This window comes from Sphingopyxis terrae subsp. terrae NBRC 15098 (assembly GCF_001598815.1).
GTDB lineage: Bacteria > Pseudomonadota > Alphaproteobacteria > Sphingomonadales > Sphingomonadaceae > Sphingopyxis > Sphingopyxis terrae.
Genome location: NZ_BCZQ01000003.1, coordinates 156,480 through 175,803, shown reverse-complemented (window position 1 = coordinate 175,803; position 19,324 = coordinate 156,480). Strand labels below are relative to the sequence as shown.

21 protein-coding genes and 1 tRNA gene are annotated in these 19,324 nt (G+C 66.2%); 12 read left to right on the top strand and 10 right to left on the bottom strand.

All coding sequences use genetic code 11. The features are described 5' to 3' along the window. Window positions 1-29 precede the first annotated feature (29 nt). Window positions 30-989, top strand: coding sequence for a right-handed parallel beta-helix repeat-containing protein (locus STE01S_RS00945; RefSeq protein ID WP_174531819.1), 960 nt, complete (start codon window positions 30-32; stop codon window positions 987-989). A gap of 23 nt (window positions 990-1,012) precedes the next feature. On the opposite strand, the gene STE01S_RS00940 is transcribed toward STE01S_RS00945, so the two are convergent. The 5 genes from STE01S_RS00940 to STE01S_RS00920 form a co-directional block, all read right to left on the bottom strand. Then, entirely contained in the window at window positions 1,013-1,519 is a 507-nt protein-coding gene (locus STE01S_RS00940; protein WP_062764065.1) for a type III secretion system chaperone family protein, read from the bottom strand. A gap of 61 nt (window positions 1,520-1,580) precedes the next feature. After that, on the bottom strand, window positions 1,581-1,877 hold the full coding sequence (locus tag STE01S_RS00935) for an accessory factor UbiK family protein (RefSeq protein ID WP_058811245.1): 297 nt from the start codon (window positions 1,875-1,877) through the stop codon (window positions 1,581-1,583). 50 nt (window positions 1,878-1,927) lie between these two features. Next, window positions 1,928-2,479 (bottom strand): TspO/MBR family protein, encoded by a 552-nt coding sequence (locus STE01S_RS00930; RefSeq protein ID WP_003042633.1) that lies wholly within the window; start codon window positions 2,477-2,479, stop codon window positions 1,928-1,930. Between the two features lie 62 nt (window positions 2,480-2,541). Then, window positions 2,542-3,282 (bottom strand): TlyA family RNA methyltransferase, encoded by a 741-nt coding sequence (locus STE01S_RS00925; protein WP_003042632.1) that lies wholly within the window; start codon window positions 3,280-3,282, stop codon window positions 2,542-2,544. Further along, window positions 3,282-5,360, bottom strand: a complete 2,079-nt coding sequence (locus STE01S_RS00920) for a protein-disulfide reductase DsbD family protein (RefSeq protein WP_082813170.1) — start codon at window positions 5,358-5,360, stop codon at window positions 3,282-3,284. The genes STE01S_RS00925 and STE01S_RS00920 overlap by 1 nt, the downstream gene beginning before the upstream one ends. A gap of 85 nt (window positions 5,361-5,445) precedes the next feature. Here STE01S_RS00920 and STE01S_RS00915 point away from each other — a divergent pair, with 85 nt between their 5' ends. Together STE01S_RS00915 and proC are read left to right on the top strand one after the other, a co-directional pair. After that, on the top strand, window positions 5,446-7,137 hold the full coding sequence (locus tag STE01S_RS00915; RefSeq protein ID WP_062764063.1) for an alkaline phosphatase family protein: 1,692 nt from the start codon (window positions 5,446-5,448) through the stop codon (window positions 7,135-7,137). Between the two features lie 23 nt (window positions 7,138-7,160). After that, window positions 7,161-7,991, top strand: coding sequence for a pyrroline-5-carboxylate reductase (proC, locus tag STE01S_RS00910; RefSeq protein WP_062764061.1), 831 nt, complete (start codon window positions 7,161-7,163; stop codon window positions 7,989-7,991). A gap of 54 nt (window positions 7,992-8,045) precedes the next feature. Here the strand turns inward: proC and STE01S_RS00905 are convergent, their stop codons facing one another. Beyond that, window positions 8,046-8,555 (bottom strand): MarR family winged helix-turn-helix transcriptional regulator, encoded by a 510-nt coding sequence (locus STE01S_RS00905; RefSeq protein ID WP_003042620.1) that lies wholly within the window; start codon window positions 8,553-8,555, stop codon window positions 8,046-8,048. 78 nt (window positions 8,556-8,633) lie between these two features. On the opposite strand from STE01S_RS00905, the gene STE01S_RS00900 reads away from it, so the two are divergent. Together STE01S_RS00900 and STE01S_RS00895 are read left to right on the top strand one after the other, a co-directional pair. Beyond that, complete coding sequence (locus tag STE01S_RS00900; protein ID WP_062764059.1) at window positions 8,634-9,719, top strand: branched-chain amino acid aminotransferase; 1,086 nt, start codon at window positions 8,634-8,636, stop codon at window positions 9,717-9,719. A 56-nt stretch (window positions 9,720-9,775) separates the two neighbouring features. Further along, a tRNA-Gln gene (locus STE01S_RS00895) sits at window positions 9,776-9,850 on the top strand. 47 nt (window positions 9,851-9,897) lie between these two features. Here STE01S_RS00895 and STE01S_RS00890 read toward each other — a convergent pair. Next, entirely contained in the window at window positions 9,898-11,172 is a 1,275-nt protein-coding gene (locus tag STE01S_RS00890) for an aminotransferase class V-fold PLP-dependent enzyme (protein ID WP_174531815.1), read from the bottom strand. 17 nt (window positions 11,173-11,189) lie between these two features. After that, window positions 11,190-13,568 carry a TonB-dependent receptor plug domain-containing protein gene (locus STE01S_RS00885; RefSeq protein WP_062764057.1) on the bottom strand — a complete coding sequence of 793 codons (2,379 nt, stop codon included), beginning with the start codon at window positions 13,566-13,568 and terminating at the stop codon, window positions 11,190-11,192. 326 nt (window positions 13,569-13,894) lie between these two features. On the opposite strand from STE01S_RS00885, the gene STE01S_RS00880 reads away from it, so the two are divergent. From STE01S_RS00880 to STE01S_RS00860, 5 genes are all read left to right on the top strand, one after another. Continuing rightward, on the top strand, window positions 13,895-14,458 hold the full coding sequence (locus STE01S_RS00880; protein ID WP_082813169.1) for a helix-turn-helix domain-containing protein: 564 nt from the start codon (window positions 13,895-13,897) through the stop codon (window positions 14,456-14,458). A 38-nt stretch (window positions 14,459-14,496) separates the two neighbouring features. Beyond that, window positions 14,497-14,871, top strand: coding sequence for a hypothetical protein (locus STE01S_RS00875; protein ID WP_040590190.1), 375 nt, complete (start codon window positions 14,497-14,499; stop codon window positions 14,869-14,871). A 44-nt stretch (window positions 14,872-14,915) separates the two neighbouring features. After that, on the top strand, window positions 14,916-15,371 hold the full coding sequence (locus STE01S_RS00870) for a hypothetical protein (RefSeq protein ID WP_062764053.1): 456 nt from the start codon (window positions 14,916-14,918) through the stop codon (window positions 15,369-15,371). 11 nt (window positions 15,372-15,382) lie between these two features. After that, a complete protein-coding gene (locus STE01S_RS00865; protein WP_062764051.1) occupies window positions 15,383-15,622 on the top strand; it encodes a helix-turn-helix domain-containing protein in 240 nt (79 codons plus the stop codon). A 114-nt stretch (window positions 15,623-15,736) separates the two neighbouring features. Next, complete coding sequence (locus STE01S_RS00860; RefSeq protein ID WP_003045111.1) at window positions 15,737-15,940, top strand: hypothetical protein; 204 nt, start codon at window positions 15,737-15,739, stop codon at window positions 15,938-15,940. A gap of 19 nt (window positions 15,941-15,959) precedes the next feature. Here STE01S_RS00860 and STE01S_RS00855 read toward each other — a convergent pair whose 3' ends face one another. Then, window positions 15,960-16,394: a winged helix DNA-binding protein gene (locus STE01S_RS00855; protein ID WP_062764049.1), complete on the bottom strand. Its 435-nt coding sequence runs from the start codon at window positions 16,392-16,394 to the stop codon at window positions 15,960-15,962. A 341-nt stretch (window positions 16,395-16,735) separates the two neighbouring features. On the opposite strand from STE01S_RS00855, the gene STE01S_RS00850 reads away from it, so the two are divergent. Both STE01S_RS00850 and STE01S_RS00845 read left to right on the top strand, forming a co-directional pair. Next, the gene (locus STE01S_RS00850) at window positions 16,736-17,512 is read left to right on the top strand and encodes an SDR family oxidoreductase (protein WP_058813163.1); all 777 of its coding nucleotides are present in this window, start codon (window positions 16,736-16,738) and stop codon (window positions 17,510-17,512) included. Continuing rightward, window positions 17,509-18,300 carry an enoyl-CoA hydratase/isomerase family protein gene (locus STE01S_RS00845; RefSeq protein ID WP_062764047.1) on the top strand — a complete coding sequence of 264 codons (792 nt, stop codon included), beginning with the start codon at window positions 17,509-17,511 and terminating at the stop codon, window positions 18,298-18,300. The genes STE01S_RS00850 and STE01S_RS00845 overlap by 4 nt, the downstream gene beginning before the upstream one ends. A gap of 182 nt (window positions 18,301-18,482) precedes the next feature. On the opposite strand, the gene STE01S_RS00840 is transcribed toward STE01S_RS00845, so the two are convergent. Further along, entirely contained in the window at window positions 18,483-19,211 is a 729-nt protein-coding gene (locus STE01S_RS00840) for an enoyl-CoA hydratase/isomerase family protein (protein ID WP_062764045.1), read from the bottom strand. Window positions 19,212-19,324 lie beyond the last annotated feature (113 nt).

Here is a 19,324-nt window from a genome sequence, read left to right as displayed (position 1 = left end):
TGGGGCCGCAAAAGGGCTATGGCGCGGCGATGATCCAGATGCTTCTCCGCCGGCCCATGTTGCCGCTTCTCGCCCTGCCGATGCTGTTCGCGCCGGCGCCGCTGCCGGCGCAAGCGGGCGCAGCGCCCTATGTGGTCGCCGAAAGCGGCCGCGCTTTCGGGCGGCTTCAGGAGGCGGTCGATGCGATCGGCGATGGCGACGGCACGATCCGCATCGCCACGGGCTATCATCGCGATTGCGCGGTCCAGACCGCCGGGCGCGTTGCCTTCGTCGCGGCGGAGGCAGGGCGCGCGATCTTCGACGGCGTGAGCTGCGAGGGCAAGGCGGCGCTGGTGCTGCGCGGCCGCGCCGCGCGCGTCGACGGTCTGGTGTTCCAGAATATGCGCGTTCCCGACGGCAATGGCGCGGGCATCCGGCTCGAACAGGGCAATCTCGACGTGGCGAACAGCCTGTTCCGCAACAGCGAGGAAGGGATTTTGACGGCCAATGATCCCGCGGCGACGCTGACGATCGACCGCTCGACCTTTTCGCGCCTCGGCCGCTGCGACCGCGGGCTGAGCTGCGCGCACAGCGTCTATACCGGCGAATATGGACGCGTCGTCGTGACGCACACGCGCTTCGAAAAGGGCAGCGGCGGCCATTATCTGAAGGCGCGCGCGCGCGAGGTCGAGATCAGCGACAATAGTTTCGACGATACGCAGGGGACCGCGACCAATTATCTCATCGATCTCCCCTCGGGTTCGACCGGACGGATCACGGGCAACCTGCTCGTCCAGGGGCGCGACAAGGAAAATTACTCGGCGCTGATCGCGGTCGCGGCCGAGAGCCGCGACAATCCGTCGCGCGGGCTGGTGATCGAAGGCAATCGCGCGAGCATCCCGCAGGGCATCGGCCGTTCGTCGGTGTTCGTCGCCGACTGGAGCGGCGAACCGCTGGCGATCGGGACCAATCAGATCGGCCCCGGCCTCAAGCCCTTCGAAAAGCGGTAAGCAAGCGCGCCCGGCGCGACGGGTCAGGCCTCGCCGCGCGTTTCGATCAGCGACGCGGCCAGCGCCTCGGCAGGCGTCTTGCCGCCCCACAGCACGAACTGGAACACCGGGTAAAAGCGCTCGCATTCGTCGATGGCGCTTTCGACCAGCGTTTCGGTGATGTCGAGCGGCATCGCCGCGTCGCTGCCGATCAGCATCGCGTGACGATAGAGGATGGTCCCGCTGTTCGACCATAGCTCGAAATGGCCGAGCCAGAGCTGTTCGTTGATCATCGCGAGCGCTTCGTGCGCGACGCTGCGCTTGTCCTCGACGACGCGGATGTCGGGGAAGGCGAGCAGTTGCAGCACCCCGTCCTCGGGCCGCCACACCGCGCGCAGTTCATAGGTCGTCCAGCTGCCTTGCGCGGTCGCGACGATCTCGTCCTCGCCGATCATTTCGTGCGGCCAGTCGTGCGCCGCAAAATAGGACGCCAGCATATCCATCGGCGCGGCTTCCTGGCCGTCCTCGTCGTCGTAAATATCGTCGGTCATGGCTGCGCCCTTAGCGCGACTTTGGCCGGGTGGCGAGTCGCGCGGGGGAAAGCCCGCTCCGTTACTTCTTGGGTGCGGCGCGGGGCTTGGCCGGCGCCTTCGCGGCGGCGGCCGGCTTTGCCGCGGCTTCGAGCTTGTCCAGCCGCGCCTTCAGCGCGTCGGCTTCGGCGCGTGCCTTGGCCGCCATTTCCTTCACCGCCTCGAATTCCTCGCGGCTCACAAAGTCCATGCGGCCGACGAATTCCTTCGCGCGTTCGCGCATCGCGGTTTCGGCTTCGCGTCCGGCACCGGCGACGGTGCCTGCGATACCGTTGACCATCTTGGCCAGATCGTCGAAAAACCGGTTTTCGCTTTGCATTATCCTGTCCTTTGTCGGGGTCGTCCCCTGTATTCACCCAAATCGGGTCGTCATCCTATCTGGGAGGTCGCGGCGGCCGGCACAAGGGTTTCGGCGTCGGGGTTGCGCTGATCGATCTGGAAATTCAGGATCGTCGCGAAGCTGAGCCATATCATATAGGGAACGAGCAGCCACGCCGCCGCCTTGCGGATCGGCGCAAAGGCAAAGGTCGTCGCGATCGTCACCATCAGGATGAAAATGACGAGATAGAGCGCGGCGGTCACCTGATGCATGCCGAAAAAGAGCGGCGACCAGGCGAAATTGGCGATCAGCTGTACGAAGAACAGCGCCAGCGCGAAGCCGCGCCCGCGCGCGCCGCGCGCGTGGAGGATCATCGCCAGCGACAGGCCGAGCAGGACATAGAGCGTCGTCCACACGACCCCGAAGACCCAGCCGGGCGGAACGATCGCGGGTCGGTCGAGCGCCATGAACCAGCGATTGTCATAGCCGCTGTTCGAGAGCAGACCCATCAGGCTGCCGATCAGGACGAGCGCCGGGACGGTGAACATCGCCCAGCGCCAATAGGACATGCGTAGCTGACCGGGGGTGGCAATCTCGCTCATGCATCTGGTCCTTCGCGCGCGAATCTGTGTCGGTCATGCTGTCGCGGCGCGCACCGCCCGCGTCAAGCTGCGGATTTCGTAGCCGCAATGAGAAATTCGACATTTCCTTCGGGTCCGGTGATCGGACTTTCGACCGTCTCAACGACGCGCCAGCCCGAACGTTCCAGCCAGTCGCGCACCTCGGAGCAGACGCGGGCGTGCACCGCGGCGTCGCGTACCACGCCCTTTTTGCCGACCTCGTGCCGTTCGGCTTCGAACTGCGGTTTGATCAGCGCGACGAGGCGCGCGCCCGCTTTGGCAAAGGCCATCGGCACCGGCAGCACCTTCGACAGCGCGATGAAGCTCGCGTCGCAGACGATCAGATCGACCGGCTCGGGAATATGATCGGCGGTCAGGACGCGCGCGCTCGTCTGTTCGTGGACGATGACGCGGTCGTCCTGCCGCAACTTCCAGGCGAGCTGGTTGGTCCCCGAATCGACTGCATAGACGCGTGCCGCGCCGCGGTTCAGCATCACGTCGGTAAAACCCCCGGTCGACGATCCCACGTCGATCGCCACCGCGCCCGCAATATCCCAGCCCAGATGCGTCAGCGCATGGTCGAGTTTGATCCCGCCGCGCGACACCCATGGATGGTCGCGGCCCTTGACGCTGATCGCGGCATCCTCGGCGATCTGCTGCCCCGCCTTGTCGATCTTGCGGTCGCCGACGAAGGCGAGGCCGGCGAGGATCAGCGCCTGCGCGCGCGTCCGGCTTTCGGCGAGTCCGCGATCGACGAGCAGTTGGTCGGCGCGCTGTTTGGCCATCAGCCGCCGGCCTTGTCGGTGAGCAGCCCCGGTGTCAGGATTTGCGGCAGGATCTCGGGCTGCGCCGCGCCCGGAGCATACCAGAGATAGAGCGGCACGCTGTTGCGTCCATGTTCGGCGAGGGTGCGGGTGATGACCGGATCGCCGTTCGTCCAGTCGCCGACAAGCGTGATGACGCCCTTATTCCGGAACGCCTGCTGCACCGCCTCGCGGTCGATCGCGCCTGCTTCGTTCGCCTTGCACGACAGGCACCAGTCGGCGGTGAAATAGACGAAGACGGGCTTGCCGGTCTTGCGGGCCTCAGCGAGGGCGACGGGCGAGAAGGTGCTGTGGTTTTCTGCGGCGGCAACCCTGCCGGGCTTTGCGAACTGATCCACGGCGTTGGTGCCGAGGAGATAGAAGATCGCAACATAAGGTATGAGCGCCGTCTTTCGGGCGAATTCTCCCCTTCGCCAAGCGCGGATCATCATTGCGAGGATTATGACGAGGATGCCGACGTCCATCCACCCATGCATAGCGGGAGTGGTCTGTCGCCTGAGCAGCCAATAAAGACCGAGCGCCGTCAGTCCCATTGGCAGCGCCATCCATTTACGAAATGTCGCCATCCACGGCCCCGGCTTTGGCAAGCGGCTGCGAAGCGCGGGGACGAAACCGACGGCAAGGAACGGCAGGGCGAGCCCCAAGCCCAGCCCGCCAAAGATCGGGAGCGCCGCCCACGCAGGCAGCACCAGCGTCGCGCCGAGCGCGGCGCCGAGCAAGGGACCGCTGCACGGGGTTGCTACGAACGCGGCGAGAGCGCCGGTCCAGAAGCCACCCGCCGCGCCGTTTTGGCTCGCGAGCCTCTGACCGGCACCGAACGACGGCAGTTCATAGACCCCGGCAAGGTTCAGCGTGATCGCGATCGCAAGCAGCATCAGCACGAAGACGCTGACCGGATGTTGCAATTGGAACGCCCAGCCGACCTGTTCCCCCGCGGCCCGCAGCGCGAGAAGCGCGCCGCCGAGTAGCAGTGCGGTCAGGACGGCACCCGCCGTATAGGCCACCGCTTCGATCTTCGCGTCGCGCGCGTCGCCGCCCGAACGGGCGAGGCTGAGCGCTTTCAGGCTCAGGATCGGGAAGACGCAGGGCATCAGGTTGAGGATCAATCCGCCGATGATCGCGCCGCCGAGCGCGGTCCAGAACAGCGCCATGTCAATGGACCCCGAAGCGGCCGCAATCGGCTTGCCCGCCAGGCGTACCGCCTCGGGCTCGAAGTGCACGCTAAGCCCACGACCGTCCGACAGCTTGAGCAGCCCCTGTATCGGGCCGGCCGCGTCACCCTTCGCGCGCGCCTCGACGACGATCCAATCGCCGTTGCGGCTGAAGCTCTGCGGTGCGGGATAGTCGATCACACCCTGCGTTTCGAGGAAGAGGTGCGGAACGTCGAGTGTGGTGCCTTCGGGCAGCGGGATGCCGAACCGCACCATCGCGCCGCGGCGTTCCCACGCCCCCGCGCGGTCGAGCGGCTGCGGCAGCCTGGCGCGCCATGCGTCGAATTGCTGCTGCGCGCCCGCTGCGATGGCTCCGTCGCCGGCCTTCATCGCGACCGAGATCACCGCCTTTTCGGGAACGCAGATCTTGTCGGTGCAGGCGAGCCAGTTGGCGATGCCGGTCAGCGTCAGGTCGGTTCTCGGAGCGACACTCTTGTCGACGCGGACATCGGCGAGCAGCGCATAGGGATGTTCATAGACATGGTTCATCAGCCCAAAGAGCGTCAGCGCCTCGGGAACCGGATAGCGAAAGGCGCCTACGGTGACGCCCGGCGGCGCATTCCATTCGACTTGCATGCCGAAACCGGCATCGCCGCCGTTCGACCAATAGCCGTGCCAACCCTTTTCGGGGGTCATCGCGAGGGCAATCGTCGTCGCTCCGCCGGGCGACGGTACCACCGATTCGGCGACCAGCCGCGGCGCGATATGCGTGGTCTGCGCCCGAGCAGGAGCGAAGGCGAGCAGAACCAGGGCGAACAGCGCCAGCAGCGCGCGCACCGTCGCCGATGCACTTCGGTCTGTCACAAAGCCGTCTTTCGCGCGATCCATGCCTGTCCTGTGTCTGCCTGTCGTTCGAGGCTTGCCATATAGGCGGCTTTCGTCGAGAGGACAGCCCGCGCTGACGACCCCAGCCATGGAGATGTTCCCCGTGAAGCTCAAAAGCCTGACCACCGTTCTCGCCGCCACCCTCTGTTTCGCAACTGCTGGAGCCGGCCTTGCGCAGGATTCGGCGCCACCGGTCGCAAAGGTTACAGCAGCAACCCCGCCGCCCAAGCTGATAGTCGCAATCTCCGTGGACCAGTTTTCGGCCGATCTGTTCGCCGAATATCGCAGCCATTACACCGGCGGTCTCGCGCGGCTTGCGTCGGGCGTGGTATTTCCGGCGGGGTATCAGTCGCACGGCGCGACCGAAACCTGCCCCGGCCATTCGACGATCCTGACCGGAAATCATCCGGCGCACACCGGGATCATCGCGAATAATTATTTCGACCTCTCGGTCGCCCGGTCCGACAAGCGCGTCTATTGCGCCGAGGACGAAACCGTGCCGGATACGAGTTCGGGCGGCGGCAAATATGCGGCATCGGTGAATCATCTGATGGTCCCGACACTCGGCGATCTGATGAAGGCGCGCGATCCGAAGGCGCAGATCGTCTCGGTCGCAGGTAAGGATCGCGCCGCGATCATGATGGGCGGGCGCAAGGCAGACGAGCTGATGTGGCTGTTTCCGGGCGGCCTCACCAGCTATCGCGGCACCACGCTGTCGCCGGTTGCGCAGCAGGCAAGCAGCGCGATCGCCGCGGCGATTGGCCAGGCGCGCCCCGCGATGGACCTGCCCGCCGATTGCGCGTCACACGATATCGCGATCTCGATCGACAAGGGCGGCACGGTCGGTACCGGCCGCTTTCAGCGCGATGGTGGTGATTTTCGCCGCTTCATGGCCTCGCCCGAAGCAGACGGCGCGGTGCTCGCCGCCGGCGCCGCGCTGCGCGCTGCGCGCAAACTGGGTGAGGGCAGCACGACCGATCTGTTGATCCTCGGCCTGTCGGCGACCGACTATATCGGCCACAGCACGGGCACCGAGGGCGCCGAGATGTGCATCCAGATGCATGCACTCGACCAGCAGCTCGGCGACTTCTTCGCACGGCTCGATGCGACCGGCATCGACTATGCCGTCGTACTGACCGCCGACCATGGCGGTCACGATCTCCCCGAACGCAACCGCCAAAACGCCTGGCCCGCCGCCGAACGCGTCGATGCCGCGCTCGATCCCGAGGCGATGGGCAAGGCGGTGGCCGAAAAGCTCGGCCTGCCGCAGCCGTTGCTCTATGGCGATGGCCCGTTCGGTGACATGTATCTGTCGAAGGCGTTGACCCCCGCGCAGCGCAAGGCGGCGCTGGCCGAACTGGTGGCGCGCTACCGCGCCCACCGACAGGTCGAGGCGGTGGTGACCGGTGAGGAACTGGCGAACCATCCGATCTCGAAACGGTCGCCCGACGTGTGGACGCTGATGGACAAGCTGCGCGCTTCCTATAATGCGCAGCGTTCGGGCGATTTCATCGTCGTGCTCAAACCGCGCGTCACGCCGATCCCCGAATCGGGCCTCGGCTATGTCGCGACGCATGGTTCGGTATGGGACTATGACCGCCGCGTGCCGATCCTTTTCTGGCGCAAGGGGCTCACCGCCTTCGAACAGCCGAATGCCGTGATGACGGTGGATATCATGCCGACGCTTGCCGCGCTCATCGACCTGCCGGTCGACGCGGCCAAGATCGATGGCCGCTGCCTCGACCTGCTTTCGGGTCCGGAAAGCAGTTGCCGTCCGTAAAGAAAAATGAAGAACAAGGGATCATGACGAAGACTTTGGGGAAATTTGCCGGCCGGATGCTGCTGGTCGGTTGCGGCAATATGGCGGGCGCGATGCTCGATCGCTGGCTCGCCGCGGGGCTCGATCCGGCGCGGGTCGCCGTCGTCGATCCGGTCGCGGCGCCGCGCGAAGGCACCGCGCATTTCACCTCGCTTGCCGATTGGCGGGCGGCGGGTCAGGCCGCCGACTGGATCATGCTCGGCATGAAGCCGCAGCAATTGGGCGAGGTCGCCGGCGATCTGGCCGCGGTCGCGGGTGGCGAGGTGCATCTGCTCTCGATCCTCGCTGGCGTCTCGCTCGCCGATCTCGCGGTCCGTTTTCCCGAAGCGCGGGCGCAGGTCCGCATACTTCCCAATCTCGCCGCGCGCATCGGCGCCGGGGTTTCGGCCGTGACCAGTACGGGTGATGCCGACAGTGCCGCGATCGAAGCGCTGCTCAAGCCGCTCGGCGAGATCGTTGCGCTGCCCGACGACGGTATGATGGACCTCGTTACCGCGTTCACCGGCAGCGGTCCGGCCTTCGTCTTTCGTCTGATCGAAGCCTATGCGGCGGCGGGCGAGCGCCTTGGCCTTTCGGGCGACGATGCGCTCAAGCTTGCGACCGCGACCTTTGGCGGAGCGACCGCCCTGCTCGCGCGCAGCGGCGAAAAACCGGGCGCGCTCGTCGCGCAGGTCGCGAGCAAGGGCGGCACGACGCAGGCCGGGCTCGACATCCTCGACGAAGGCGGCGAACTCGTGGCGCTGATGACCAATGTCCTGCGCGCGGCGCGCGATCGCGGCCGCGAACTCGCCGATCTTGCCCGCGGCGAAGATTGACCGGCGCGCCCGCAAAGGCGTGGGCCGTGACAGCGCCGGGCGGCTATCGCCCACTCAGCTTTCGCTGCCCAGCCTGGCGACGCGCTGCCGCTCGCGCGGCGACATCAACGCTTCGTTGACCTGCCAGAAGCCGGTGACCGCCGCCTGACCCGCATGAGTGTAGGCGCGGCTCATCGCGTCGCGTAGCTGCCCGAAGACCGCAGCCTCGACGGCGCGTCCGGCGGGAGTGAGCCGTAGTTCCTTCTGCCGCCGGTCGCGGTTGCCCGGGCGCGTGACGAGCATCTCGCGCGCCTCCAGATCCTTGATGACCCGGCCAAGCGACTGTTTGGTGATGCCGAGCAGCGCGAGCAGGTCCGAAATCGTCAGCCCCGGCTGGCGCGCGATGAAGTAAAGCGCGCGGTAATGCGCGCGTCCGAGGCCGTTTTCGGCCAGCCGCGCATCGCCCGCGCGCCACAACGCGCCATGGCCGAAAAACAGGAATTCGATGCCGCGGCGCACCTCCTCTTCGCGCAAGAAAAGGGCAGAGGCAGCGGGAACTTGTGAAAGAAAATTTTCATCGGCCATGGCGACTACCGTTGCGCGCGGCGCCGCGCTTTGGCAAGAGGCGCGCACCGAGTCACTGCCAAGAGGTTAGGTTTTTCCATGTCCGCACCCGCTTTCACCCGTCTTCCGCATCCGAACCCGACGGCGGACGATGTACGCGCGGCGGCGATTGCGGACCCGGTCTTCGGCCGCGTCTTCACCGATCATATGGTCTCGATCCGCTACAAGGAAGGCCAGGGCTGGCACGATGCGCAGGTGATGCCGCGCGGCCCCTTGTCGCTCGATCCGGCGACCGCGGTGCTGCACTATGCGCAGGAGATATTCGAAGGGCTGAAGGCCTATCGGCTCGACGACGGATCGATGGCACTGTTCCGTGCCGAGGCGAATGCCGCACGCTTCAACGCCAGCGCCCGCCGCATGGCGATGGCCGAACTGCCCGAGGACCTGTTCCTTGCCGCGGTGCGCGAGATTGTCCGCGTCGATGCCGACTGGTTCCCGAAGGTGCAAGGCGGCGCGCTCTATCTGCGCCCCTTCATGTATGCGAGCGAGGTGTTCCTGGGCGTCAAGCCTGCCGCCGAATATCATTTCCTCGTCATCGCCTCGCCGGTTGGCAATTATTTCAAGTCGGGGGCGCCGGCCGTCTCGCTCTGGGTGTCGGAAGACTATACCCGCGCCGCACCCGGCGGCACCGGCGCCGCCAAATGCGGCGGCAATTATGCCGCGAGCCTGATTGCGCAGCAGGAAGCGATCGCCAAGGGCCACGACCAGGTCGTCTTCCTCGACGCCGCGGAGCATCGCTGGATCGAGGAACTGGGCGGCATGAACATGTTCTTCGTCTTCGACGACGGCAGCATTGTCACCCCGCCGCTCACCGGCACGATCCTGCCCGGCATAACCCGCGACGCCATCATCACACTGGCGCGCGACGCGGGCCTGACGGTGCGCGAGGAACCCTATGCGATCGACCAGTGGCAGGCCGATGCGACCAGCGGCAGGCTGACCGAAAGCTTTGCGTGCGGCACCGCGGCGGTGGTGACCCCTGTCGGCAAGGTGACGCGCGGCGACACGAGCTTTACCGTCGGTGCCGGCGGCCCCGGACAGGTGACCGCGATGCTGAAGGACAAGCTCGTCGACATCCAGCGCGGCCGCGCCGCCGACCCGCACGGTTGGGTCACACGCCTCTGATCCGGCGCCTTGCCAATCGGTCGCGAGACGCTATAGAGCGCCCTCGCACCGGCCGATGGGGCGTAGCCAAGCGGTAAGGCAGCGGTTTTTGGTACCGCCATGCGCAGGTTCGAATCCTGCCGCCCCAGCCAGCCGGTTCAAGTCGATGGCGGAGGCCAGAGCGGCCTCGCAGTCCGCTCTAGCGCAACATATCCCGCAATGCCGCGACGAGCCGGGCCATGTCGTTTGCGCTGTTGAAGAGCGCCGGTGTGACCCGGACGCACGCGCCGCGGGCCGGGCCGGAGCGGTGGACCGTGAAGATGCGATAGTCGTCCAGCAGGCGCTTTGCGATCGCGATATTGTCGGCTTCGCTGGTCTTGCCGGAAAGCCGAAACGAGGTGATGCCGCCGTGGAGACGCGGGTCGGTCGGGGTCAATATTTCGATTCCCGGCACGCCGCGAAGCGGTTCGGCCCATAGATCGCGCAGGTGGCGCAAGCGGCCGGCGCGCGGCGCGTCGCCGATCGCGTCCTGAAAATCAAGCGCGGCCGGTACGCTGAGCTGCGCCGCAAAATCGACCGTGCCGGTGTGGACGCGGCTTTGGGCTTTTGGGCTGAACGGTGGTGCATTCGCCATATCGGGATCGATCCGGTCGAGCTTGTCCCGGCGGATATAGAGCGCCCCGACGCCCAGCGGCGCGCCGATCCATTTGTGCAGGTTGAGACCGACGAAATCGGCGTCGAGATCGGGCAGGGCGAAGTCGAGTTGCCCCCAGCTATGCGCCGCATCGACGATCGCATCGACGCCGCGCGCCTGCGCCATGGCGATGATCTCGCGCACGGGAATAACAAGGCCGGTGCGATGGCTGAGGTGGGTGAGCAGGATCAGGCGCACGCGCGGATGGGCGTCGAGTGCCGCCGCATAGCAATCGATCAGCCCCTGGTGCGTCGCCGGTTCGGGGAGCGCGATCCGCACGATATCGACCCCGCGCCGCATCTTCAGCGAATCGCAGCACGCCTGCATGCTGTCATAGTCGAGATCGGCGTAGAGGACGGCATCGCCGGGGCGCAGCCCGTTGTAGCCGCCGATCAGCGCCTTGAGCGCTTCGGTCGCGTTGCGCGTGAAGGCGATCTCGTCGGGCGCGACGCCGAGCTTGGCGGCGACGCGCTTTTGCACCGCGATCAGGTCGGGGCCCATGCCGCGCCGCGCATAATAGCTTGTTTCGCGGTTCACGCGCTCGATCGCTGCCTCATAGGCCCGCAGAACCGGCTTCGCCATCATCCCCCAATTGCCGTTTTCGAGCTGGGTGATGCCGGGAACCACATCATAGTGCCCGGCGACGCCCGCCCAATAGGCTTCGTCGTCGGGCGGCGCGGACGCTGCCCCGCTGCGCACCGGTGGCGGCAGGGCGTCGGCCCGCCCCGCCACCGGCAATGCCGCCGCGGCCATCAGCATCTGTCGGCGGTTGAGGTCCATCGTCCGCGCCTTTCGCCCTAGAAGGTGATGCCCAGGCGGACATAATATTGGCCGCCGTCGGTGTCATAGGGGGCGTTGCGCGAATAGATGAGGCCGCGCACCGCCTGGTTCGTCGCTTCGTCGGGATAGGTGTTGAAGATATTTTCGGCGCCGGCGCGCAGGGTGACATGCTCGTTCAGCGCCAGGCTTGCCGACAGATCGAACAGCATGATCGAACCGAAGCGCTGGAAGACATCGCCCGTCGCGTTGCCGCTGACATCGGTCCACGCGCCATAATAGCGCGCCCGCGCCTGTATCCCGAACGGGCCGACGCTGTAGCCCAGCGAGGCGGTGGCGTTGTGCTTGGGCAGCCGGTCCTCGAACAATATGCGCTGCGTCTCGTTGCCGATGGCCGCGGTCGTGCCGCTCGTCACCTTCGTCTGATTATAATTATACGCAAGGTTCACATCGGCGCGCCCTGGGCCGATGTCGCGCGCATAGCCGAGCACGAGATCGATGCCGCGCGTCCGCGTGTCGAAGTCGTTGGTGAAATAGGTCACCGCGGTAAAGCGCTGCGGATTGGGCAGGTCGGCCGGAACGGCAAAGGTTGCCGACTGGCCGAAGCGGTCGCGCAGTTCGATCTGATAGACGTCGATGCTCGCGGTCAGGCCGAAGGACGACTGGAATGTCAGCCCCGCCGTCAGGTTCCGTGACTTTTCGGGCTTGAGCGGCTGGGCGCCGAGGGCAATTGCGATCGGGTCATTGGGTGACAGCCGGCCGCGGTTGAAGATCTGCAGCGTCGTGGTGTCGAGGCCCTGCGTCGTGTTCACCGCGTTGAGCTGACCGGGAGTCGGGGCGCGGAAGCCCGTCGAATAGGTCGCGCGCAACGCAATGCCGCGAACCGGCTCCAGCCGCGCCGACAGCTTGTAGTTGAAGGTGTCGCCGAACTCCGAGAAATCCTCGTAGCGGCCGGCGGCGCCCAGCGTCAGCGCCTCGATCGGGCGCAATTCGACGTCGAGGTAGCCGGCATAGCTGGTCTGCGACCATTCGCCGGCGTTGAGCGGGCTGAAGCCGGGAAAGCCGTTGCTGTTCGGGGCAAGACCCGATGCCGCACCCGGCCCGATCGCATAGGAAGCGGGGTCGCCGGGATAAATGGCATAGGTTTCCTTGCGCCGTTCGGCACCGAAGGCGATGTTCGCCGGTTCGACCATCCCGAGCGGCAGGCGATAGACGAAGTCGGCATTGAGGTTAAATTCGCTCTGCCGCAGGCGGCCGAGGTAGAAGCTGGTCGGGCTGTCGGGACCGAGCGAGGCGTTGAGCGATTCCTGCATCGTGTAATCGATACGGCTGCGCCCGGTCGACGCGCTGAGGTCATAGGTGAAGGCATCGCCCGCTGCGCCGCGGATTCCCCCGACCGCCTGATAGTCGTCATACTGGCTGCCGAAGCGCGGCGTGAAGCCTGCCGGATACAGGTCGGTGAAGCTGAAGTCGGGAAAGGCCGGGCTAGGGTTGTAGACATTTCCGGTGTTCGCGGGATTGCGCCAGTTGAAATCGGTGACACCTTCGCCGTCAGCGATCGTCCCGAAAGCGTAGAGGGTGATCGCGTCCGCAATCGCATAGTCGGCGTTGATCGCGCCGCGCACCGATCGCAGATCGGGCTGGCCCCAGCGCTGAACCGGATTCGGGATGACGAGTTCGGGATGCGCCGCCTGAAAAGCCTCTGCATCGGGGCGCTGGCGCGTGCGCGATGTCGCGTCCGATTTGGTGAATTCGCCGCTAAAGACGATGGAACCGCGGTCGCCGAGCGCTACCCCGCCTTGGGCACCGGTCTGATAGCTTGCGCCGTCGCCTTCATAATATTGCGAATATTGCCCGAAAGCGTCCATTCCGGGCTGATCGTCGAGAATGATGTTGATCACGCCGGCGATCGCATCCGAGCCATATTGCGCCGATGCTCCGTCTCGCAGCACCTCGACCCGCTTGATCGCAAGATTGGGAATGGTCGCAAGATCGGCGGCCTGCGCACCGCGCGTCCCGAGCAGCGCCGAGCGGTGATAGCGTTTGCCGTTCACCAGCACGAGGGTCTGGTCGGGGGACAGACCGCGCAGCGTCGCCGGGCGGACGAACGCGAGGCCGTCGGCCGCCGGCAACCGCTGAACATTGAAGGAGGGGAGCAACTGCGCGAGCGTGTCGGACAGGTCGTCGGACACGCTGCCGTCGATCGCTTGCGACGAGAGGACGTCAATCGGTGCCAGCGTATCGAACTGGGTGCGCCGCGTGTCGCGCGTTCCGGTCACGATGATCGCATCACCGTCCTTTGCCGCCTCGACATCGGTGGAAACGGCTTCTTCGGCGAAGGCTATCGAAGGCGCAGCAAATTGCAGCGCGACAAGCGCGCAGGCGGTGAGGCTTTTCATGGATGCTCCTTGGGAACGCGAGGGAGAGAGGTTTGTGATCCGGTTCGCGGGCCAAGTAGGAATTCAATATGACAGGTGCATGTCGCTTCGGCCTGTCGTCGAATAAAGATTGCCGGTGCAGCGGTTCGCGTCGTCCTTTCGGCGCTTTGGCGCCGGACGATGGTCATGTCCGCTGGACAGGCGACTTTTGCATTGCCCTTCGTTACGGTTCGCCCGATAGGCTGAAGGCGGTCGGCGCGACGAAGCGGTGCGCCTGACGGGGCAGGGATGGACGCAGGCGATGGCCTGTTACGGGCCCAAGGACGGTAAACCAAGGCGCGGAATCGATGAGTCGGGCGGATATGGGAAAGGATAGCGGCATTGGCAGCCTGTCGGCTGGCGAGATCGACTGTCTGAAAGCCGTTGGCGAAGGTTTAGCGTCCAAGGAAATCGCCCGCGTGCTTGGTCTTTCGCCGCACACGGTCGACGCCCGGCTGAAATCGGCATGCGCCAAGCTCGATACCAAATCCCGCTTCGTCGCGGCTAAGATCTGGGCCGAGAGTGCCGGCGCGGTAGCGGCCGCAGCCAGCACCAATTTGGTATATGAAAAGTTCGACCTTCCCGATTCCGAACGTCTCGCCGACAAGGGGGCGTCGGCGGGAGATGGTGTCGGTCCCGACGATCTCGAGCAACGGGACAGGCAGGTGGGGGGCGTCGGGAGCGCTTCCGACGATGCGGCCGCGTGGCTGGAACCATCGCATCCGATCGCCACATTTTTCGGGGGAGAGAACAGGCTTTCGATCTGGTGGCGACTGGTCATTATCCTGGCGATCGCGATCGGGGCCAGCATCGCGTTCGGGGTCTTGCTGAATGGCTATGCCGGCGTTTCGAAACTCCTGTCGACCCCCTGAAGGCGCGTTGTCGCGGCAGCGCGCGCGGGGAGAAAATCATGCTGAAAGAACGACTGGCCGTGGCCAACAAGCTCGCGAACGAGGTGCATGCGGCCGAAGCCGCCATCGACAATGCGATTGCGAAGCTGGGCGTGCTCGTGACATCCTTGCCCGATGCGCAGGCGGGGGCCCGCCTGTCGGCGGTGGTCGGCGACCGTGCCTTCGCGCATCTTCAGTCGGCGGTTGCCGGCCTGTTCGAGGGGCGGTCGCAGGTCGTCGCGCTCCACAATGAACTGGCCTCGCTGAAAGACCGGGTCGGGCTGCGCAATATGGTCGTCGGATCGGGCGATCTGGGCAAGGTGGTTCCGGCGAGAGCGACGCTTGCCGAGAGCGACGCGGACACGCCGCGCCGGCCGGCCACGCGGGCCGCCTGAAGCATGTCCCGGGTCATGGGTGCCGATAAGCGGAGGCGGGCCGATTGATCTGGGGCTATATCTATCTTTTCGTTCTTCTGTCCGTTCTGGTGTATGTCCAGTGGGCGGGCGAGCGCGAAACGCGCTTTGCGATCTGGACGGTGTTCGTCGCTTCGGTGCTGACGCCGGCGGCTTTGATCATTTCGGGCACGCGCTTCGAGACGTTCAGCCTGCTCCTGACGCTGCTCGATTTCGTCATGCTCGCGGTCTATCTCGGTCATGCGCTGGTCAGTCGCCGCTATTGGACGCTGTGCCTGCCGGCGTTCCAGCTCATCACCTGTATGACGCATCTGACGAAGCTGGTCCTGCCCGACCTCTGGCCGCGGCTCTACTCGGCTGGGCAAGGCTTCTGGGCCTATCCGCAGATGCTGGTGATCGTGCTGGCAACCGTATGGTTTCAGGCCGACCGAAGGCGGCGACGCAAGCAGAATGACGACGCCGCGCGCCGCAACGCGCGCTAGATTGGTCTTATATGTTCGATGATTTCGATCCGCCGCTGGCGCCGGGCGTGGCCGCCAAGGCTGGCGCCGTTCTGGCCGCGCTTGCCGACGATCGCCGCGGCATCGACGATATAGCCAGCGCCACGGGGCTGACGGCATCGACCGTCCTGCGCGTCGCCGCGCTGCTTCAGAACCGGGGGAGGGTGGTCGTGACCGAAACGGAGGGCGCTCTTTGGCTCTCCGGCGGCGTTTCGGATCGCCGCCGCCGCTGACGTCCGATCCGGACCAGTTCGACATTTCCGGCATGCACCCCGTCTGCTAACGCCGCTCCCGCTCGCCGCCGCCAAGGGTCCGTTGCGCCGCGAGTTCGAGGACAAGCGCGGTCTATGACGAAGGTTCCAGACGAGACGAAGCGGCTGCGCGGCGTACGCGATGTGCTGGTGGGGCAATTGGCCCTGCTCGATGCCATCGGCGAAGCGCAGGCGGCCATCGAACTCAACTCGGCGATCGAGATATTGAACGGCCGGATCGGCGAGACCCCTTCGGCCGAGGAGATGGCGCGGCTTCAGCGGCGCTATTTCTCCGACTGACCCGCGGGCAGAAGCCCGATCAGAAGCCCGGCAGCCCGGCGAAATAGAGATCGAGCCGCACCAGCGCGTCGGCGCCCAGACCGACATAGACGCGGCGCCCGTCCGCGGGATCGCGGGCGCGCACCAGCCACCCCTTTTCGGTCATCACCTTGATCCAGCGCAGTGCGGTCGTGGGCGGGACGGCGGCGGCGATGCACAGGCTGGTCACCGCGACACTCTTTCCTTCGTGGTGCGACGCATAGAGATCGAGCAGAATGTCCCACACCGGATCGGCGAAGACCTCGTCGCCGAACAATTGTTCGCGGCGGCGGCGATGCCGGATGAGGTTGCGCACCGCATGCGCCCGCGCTTCCGGACAGAAGGACCGCGTGCCGGGCGGCAAGTCCGCCGGTATGGCCGCATCCGGATATTCGCCCCAATGCTGATCCTTCATCACCGCCAAGGCGCGCGTCATGTCCCGTTCCCCATTCGCAAAAGTTGATGCGATAGTGGTGGGGGGCGCCGCATTGTAAAGTTGCGGATTTGGTATGCCAATTAAGGGTGGGGAGCGGAGGCCCTTTATCCCCCGTCCGCCACGCTTGGCGGCCGCGACGGGGGAACAGGTTGTGTGTGCACAAAAGAACAATAGGAGAACAAATATGATCGGTCAACCCCCCGCGCGGCGTTTTTCCGTCAGCCACGGGCGGAAGGGCTTGCCATCGCTCGCCGTTGACGTAAGCGTCAACTTAACTGACGGTGCGGCCCTGCCGCCGCCCGCGCATCGCCCGTCCGGCGGCCAGGACAAGGGAGAGACATATGGCTAGCGAACCGAAATTCGACCTCAGCGGGCGTGTCGCGCTGGTGACCGGGGCGTCGTCGGGGCTGGGCGCGGGCTTTGCAAAGGCGCTCGCCGCAGCAGGCGCGAAGGTGGTGCTCGCGGCACGCCGCGCCGACAAGCTTGCCGAGCAGGTCGAGGCGATCCGCGCAGCGGGAGGCGAAGCGGTCGCGGTCAGCATGGACGTTACCGACGAAGCCTCGACCAAGGCCGCCTACGACGCCGCCGAGGCTGCGTTCGGCACCGTCGATACGATCGTCGCCAACGCCGGCGTCGCGACCGAGAAGGTGGCGCTCGGCCTGTCGGTCGAGGATGTCGATTTCCTGCTCGCCGCCAATGTCCGCGGGGTCTTCCTGACCGCGACCGAAGGCGCGCGCCGGCTCGAGGCGGCGGGCAGCCGCGACAAGGAAAATGGCCGCATCGTCATCATCGGGTCGATAACGGCGGAAAAGATCTTTCCGGCGACCTCGGTCTATGGCGCCACCAAGGCCGCGGTTCGCCACATGGGCAAGGCGCTTGCCCGCGAATGGGCGCGGCGCGGGATCAGCGTCAATGTCATCCAGCCGGGCTATTTCGAATCCGAAATGACCGCCGAATTGTTCGCGAGCGAGGCGGGCGCCAAGTTCGTCGCGAGCTTCCCGCGCCAGCGGCTGCGTCCGCCGAGCGACCTGCACACGCCGCTGCTGATGCTGTGCTCCGACGCGGCGCGCGGCATCACCGGTTCGGTGATCACCATCGACGACGGCCAGACGCTGTGAGCGGCGAACTGCTGATCGAGGCGCGCGGTCAGATCGAGATCGCAACGCTCAACCGGCCCGCGCGGCTCAACGCGCTGAGCGAGGGGCTCGTCGAGGAGCTGCACGATTATTTCGGCGGGCTGGCGGCGCGGCCCGACGTGCGCGTCGTCATCCTGCGCGGGGCGGGGCGCGGATTTTGCGCCGGGCTCGACATTCAGGAGGACCGGTCGAGCGACGAGACGCCGGTGCTGCGCACACTGCGCACCCAGACGAGCATCGGCAATATCTATCGCAAGATGCGCGCCTGTCCGCAGCCGATCATCGCGCTGGGGCATGGCGCCGCGGCGGGCGGCGGGCTGTCGCTGATGCTCGCCGCCGATGTGCGCTATGCGGCGCCTGGCTTCCGGTGCAACGCCGCCTATATCCGCATCGGGCTCGGCGGCTGCGACATGGCGTCGAGCTATTTCCTGCCGCGCCTCGTCGGCGCCAGCCTGGCATCGGAGATGATCCTGACCGGCCGCTTCATCGACGCCGAGCGCGCGCTGTCGGCGGGACTGGTGAGCGAGATCGTCGCCGAGGACGAATTGCTGGACCGCGGCCTGGCGCTCGCCGAAGAAATGCTCGCGACCAGCCCCTGGGGACTGCGCCTGTCGAAGCAGGCGCTCAACCTCAACATCGACGCCCAGAGCCTCGACGCCGCCATGGCGATCGAGGATCGTCAGCAGGTCATCCTGTCCGCAACCGAAGACCATAAGGAAGCGCTCGCAGCCTTCCTTGGCAAACGGCCCCCGGCGTATCGCGAACGGTGAGGGGGGTGTCGAAAGAATGAGAGTACCGCGTTGACAATGTGTTCCCCGGCGAAGGCCGGGGTCCAGGGCTTCTCAGCACTAACGGCGGCGTTCGACACTCTGGGCCCCGGCTTTCGCCGGGGAACACAAAGCGGTTAGCGGCAATCCTCGCTTCCCTCCCCACAACCGCCGCTGGGCGACCGTCAGAACTGTCGCGCCACCCTTTCGGCGACGTCCGGCGCAACGCCGGCGCTGTTGAACACTTCGTGCGCGAGGCCGGCGGCGAGGGGGAGGTCGGCTTGTTCGCGGTAGAGGCGCTTGTAGGCGAAGACGCTGTGGCGCGACTGGGCGGCGATCGCTTCGGCGAGGGTGCGGACGGCAAGGTCGAGCCGGTCGTCGGCGACGCAATGATTGGCAAGGCCGATGCGCGCGGCCTCGCGCCCGTCGACCGGCAGGCCGGTGAAGCTCATCTCGCGCGCCTTCCATTCGCCGACGCGGCGTGCCAGGCGCTGGCTCATCCCCCAGATGGGGACGAGCCCGAACTTGCCGTGCGTATCGGCGAAATGCGCGCTTTCCGCCGCGACGATGATGTCGCCGGCCAGCGCCAGTTCGAGCCCGCCGGTAAAGCAGCCACCCTGCACCGCGACGATCACCGGTTGCGGCAGCTCGGCAAGGCGGGTGACGATCGACGCCTGATAATGCGGCCGCGGCGCTTCGCCCCCGCGTTCCTTGAGGTCGTTCCCGGCGCAGAAGACCGGCCCGTTCGCGCGCAGCACGACCACGCCGATCGCATCGCCCGCGGCCGCGAGATCCGAAATATGCGCGTCGAGTTCGGCCCATAGCGCGAGGTTGAGCGCATTGCGCTTGTCGGCACGATTGAGCGTCAGCGTCGCGATCCCGCCTTCGTCGGCGCGCAATACCAGATCCGTCATTCACCCGATCTCCATCCCGTTTCGCGCCAGCATGGGCGGTCGCTGTGGGCAAGTCCAGTCGGTGCCGACGCCAACGGCACCGCCCGCGGCGGCGGACCCGGTGGGCGTATGGC

Bases quoted from the DNA above. Each gene is read 5' to 3' on its own strand.
- STE01S_RS00945 (WP_174531819.1), top strand. From the start codon at position 30: ATGATCCAGATGCTTCTCCGCCGGCCCATGTTGCCGCTTCTCGCCCTG.
- STE01S_RS00940 (WP_062764065.1), bottom strand. From the start codon at position 1,519: ATGACCGACGATATTTACGACGACGAGGACGGCCAGGAAGCCGCGCCG.
- STE01S_RS00935 (WP_058811245.1), bottom strand. From the start codon at position 1,877: ATGCAAAGCGAAAACCGGTTTTTCGACGATCTGGCCAAGATGGTCAAC.
- STE01S_RS00930 (WP_003042633.1), bottom strand. From the start codon at position 2,479: ATGAGCGAGATTGCCACCCCCGGTCAGCTACGCATGTCCTATTGGCGC.
- STE01S_RS00925 (WP_003042632.1), bottom strand. From the start codon at position 3,282: ATGGCCAAACAGCGCGCCGACCAACTGCTCGTCGATCGCGGACTCGCC.
- STE01S_RS00920 (WP_082813170.1), bottom strand. From the start codon at position 5,360: ATGGATCGCGCGAAAGACGGCTTTGTGACAGACCGAAGTGCATCGGCG.
- STE01S_RS00915 (WP_062764063.1), top strand. From the start codon at position 5,446: ATGGAGATGTTCCCCGTGAAGCTCAAAAGCCTGACCACCGTTCTCGCC.
- proC (WP_062764061.1), top strand. From the start codon at position 7,161: ATGACGAAGACTTTGGGGAAATTTGCCGGCCGGATGCTGCTGGTCGGT.
- STE01S_RS00905 (WP_003042620.1), bottom strand. From the start codon at position 8,555: ATGGCCGATGAAAATTTTCTTTCACAAGTTCCCGCTGCCTCTGCCCTT.
- STE01S_RS00900 (WP_062764059.1), top strand. From the start codon at position 8,634: ATGTCCGCACCCGCTTTCACCCGTCTTCCGCATCCGAACCCGACGGCG.
- STE01S_RS00890 (WP_174531815.1), bottom strand. From the start codon at position 11,172: ATGGACCTCAACCGCCGACAGATGCTGATGGCCGCGGCGGCATTGCCG.
- STE01S_RS00885 (WP_062764057.1), bottom strand. From the start codon at position 13,568: ATGAAAAGCCTCACCGCCTGCGCGCTTGTCGCGCTGCAATTTGCTGCG.
- STE01S_RS00880 (WP_082813169.1), top strand. From the start codon at position 13,895: ATGAGTCGGGCGGATATGGGAAAGGATAGCGGCATTGGCAGCCTGTCG.
- STE01S_RS00875 (WP_040590190.1), top strand. From the start codon at position 14,497: ATGCTGAAAGAACGACTGGCCGTGGCCAACAAGCTCGCGAACGAGGTG.
- STE01S_RS00865 (WP_062764051.1), top strand. From the start codon at position 15,383: ATGTTCGATGATTTCGATCCGCCGCTGGCGCCGGGCGTGGCCGCCAAG.
- STE01S_RS00860 (WP_003045111.1), top strand. From the start codon at position 15,737: ATGACGAAGGTTCCAGACGAGACGAAGCGGCTGCGCGGCGTACGCGAT.
- STE01S_RS00855 (WP_062764049.1), bottom strand. From the start codon at position 16,394: ATGACGCGCGCCTTGGCGGTGATGAAGGATCAGCATTGGGGCGAATAT.
- STE01S_RS00850 (WP_058813163.1), top strand. From the start codon at position 16,736: ATGGCTAGCGAACCGAAATTCGACCTCAGCGGGCGTGTCGCGCTGGTG.
- STE01S_RS00840 (WP_062764045.1), bottom strand. From the start codon at position 19,211: ATGACGGATCTGGTATTGCGCGCCGACGAAGGCGGGATCGCGACGCTG.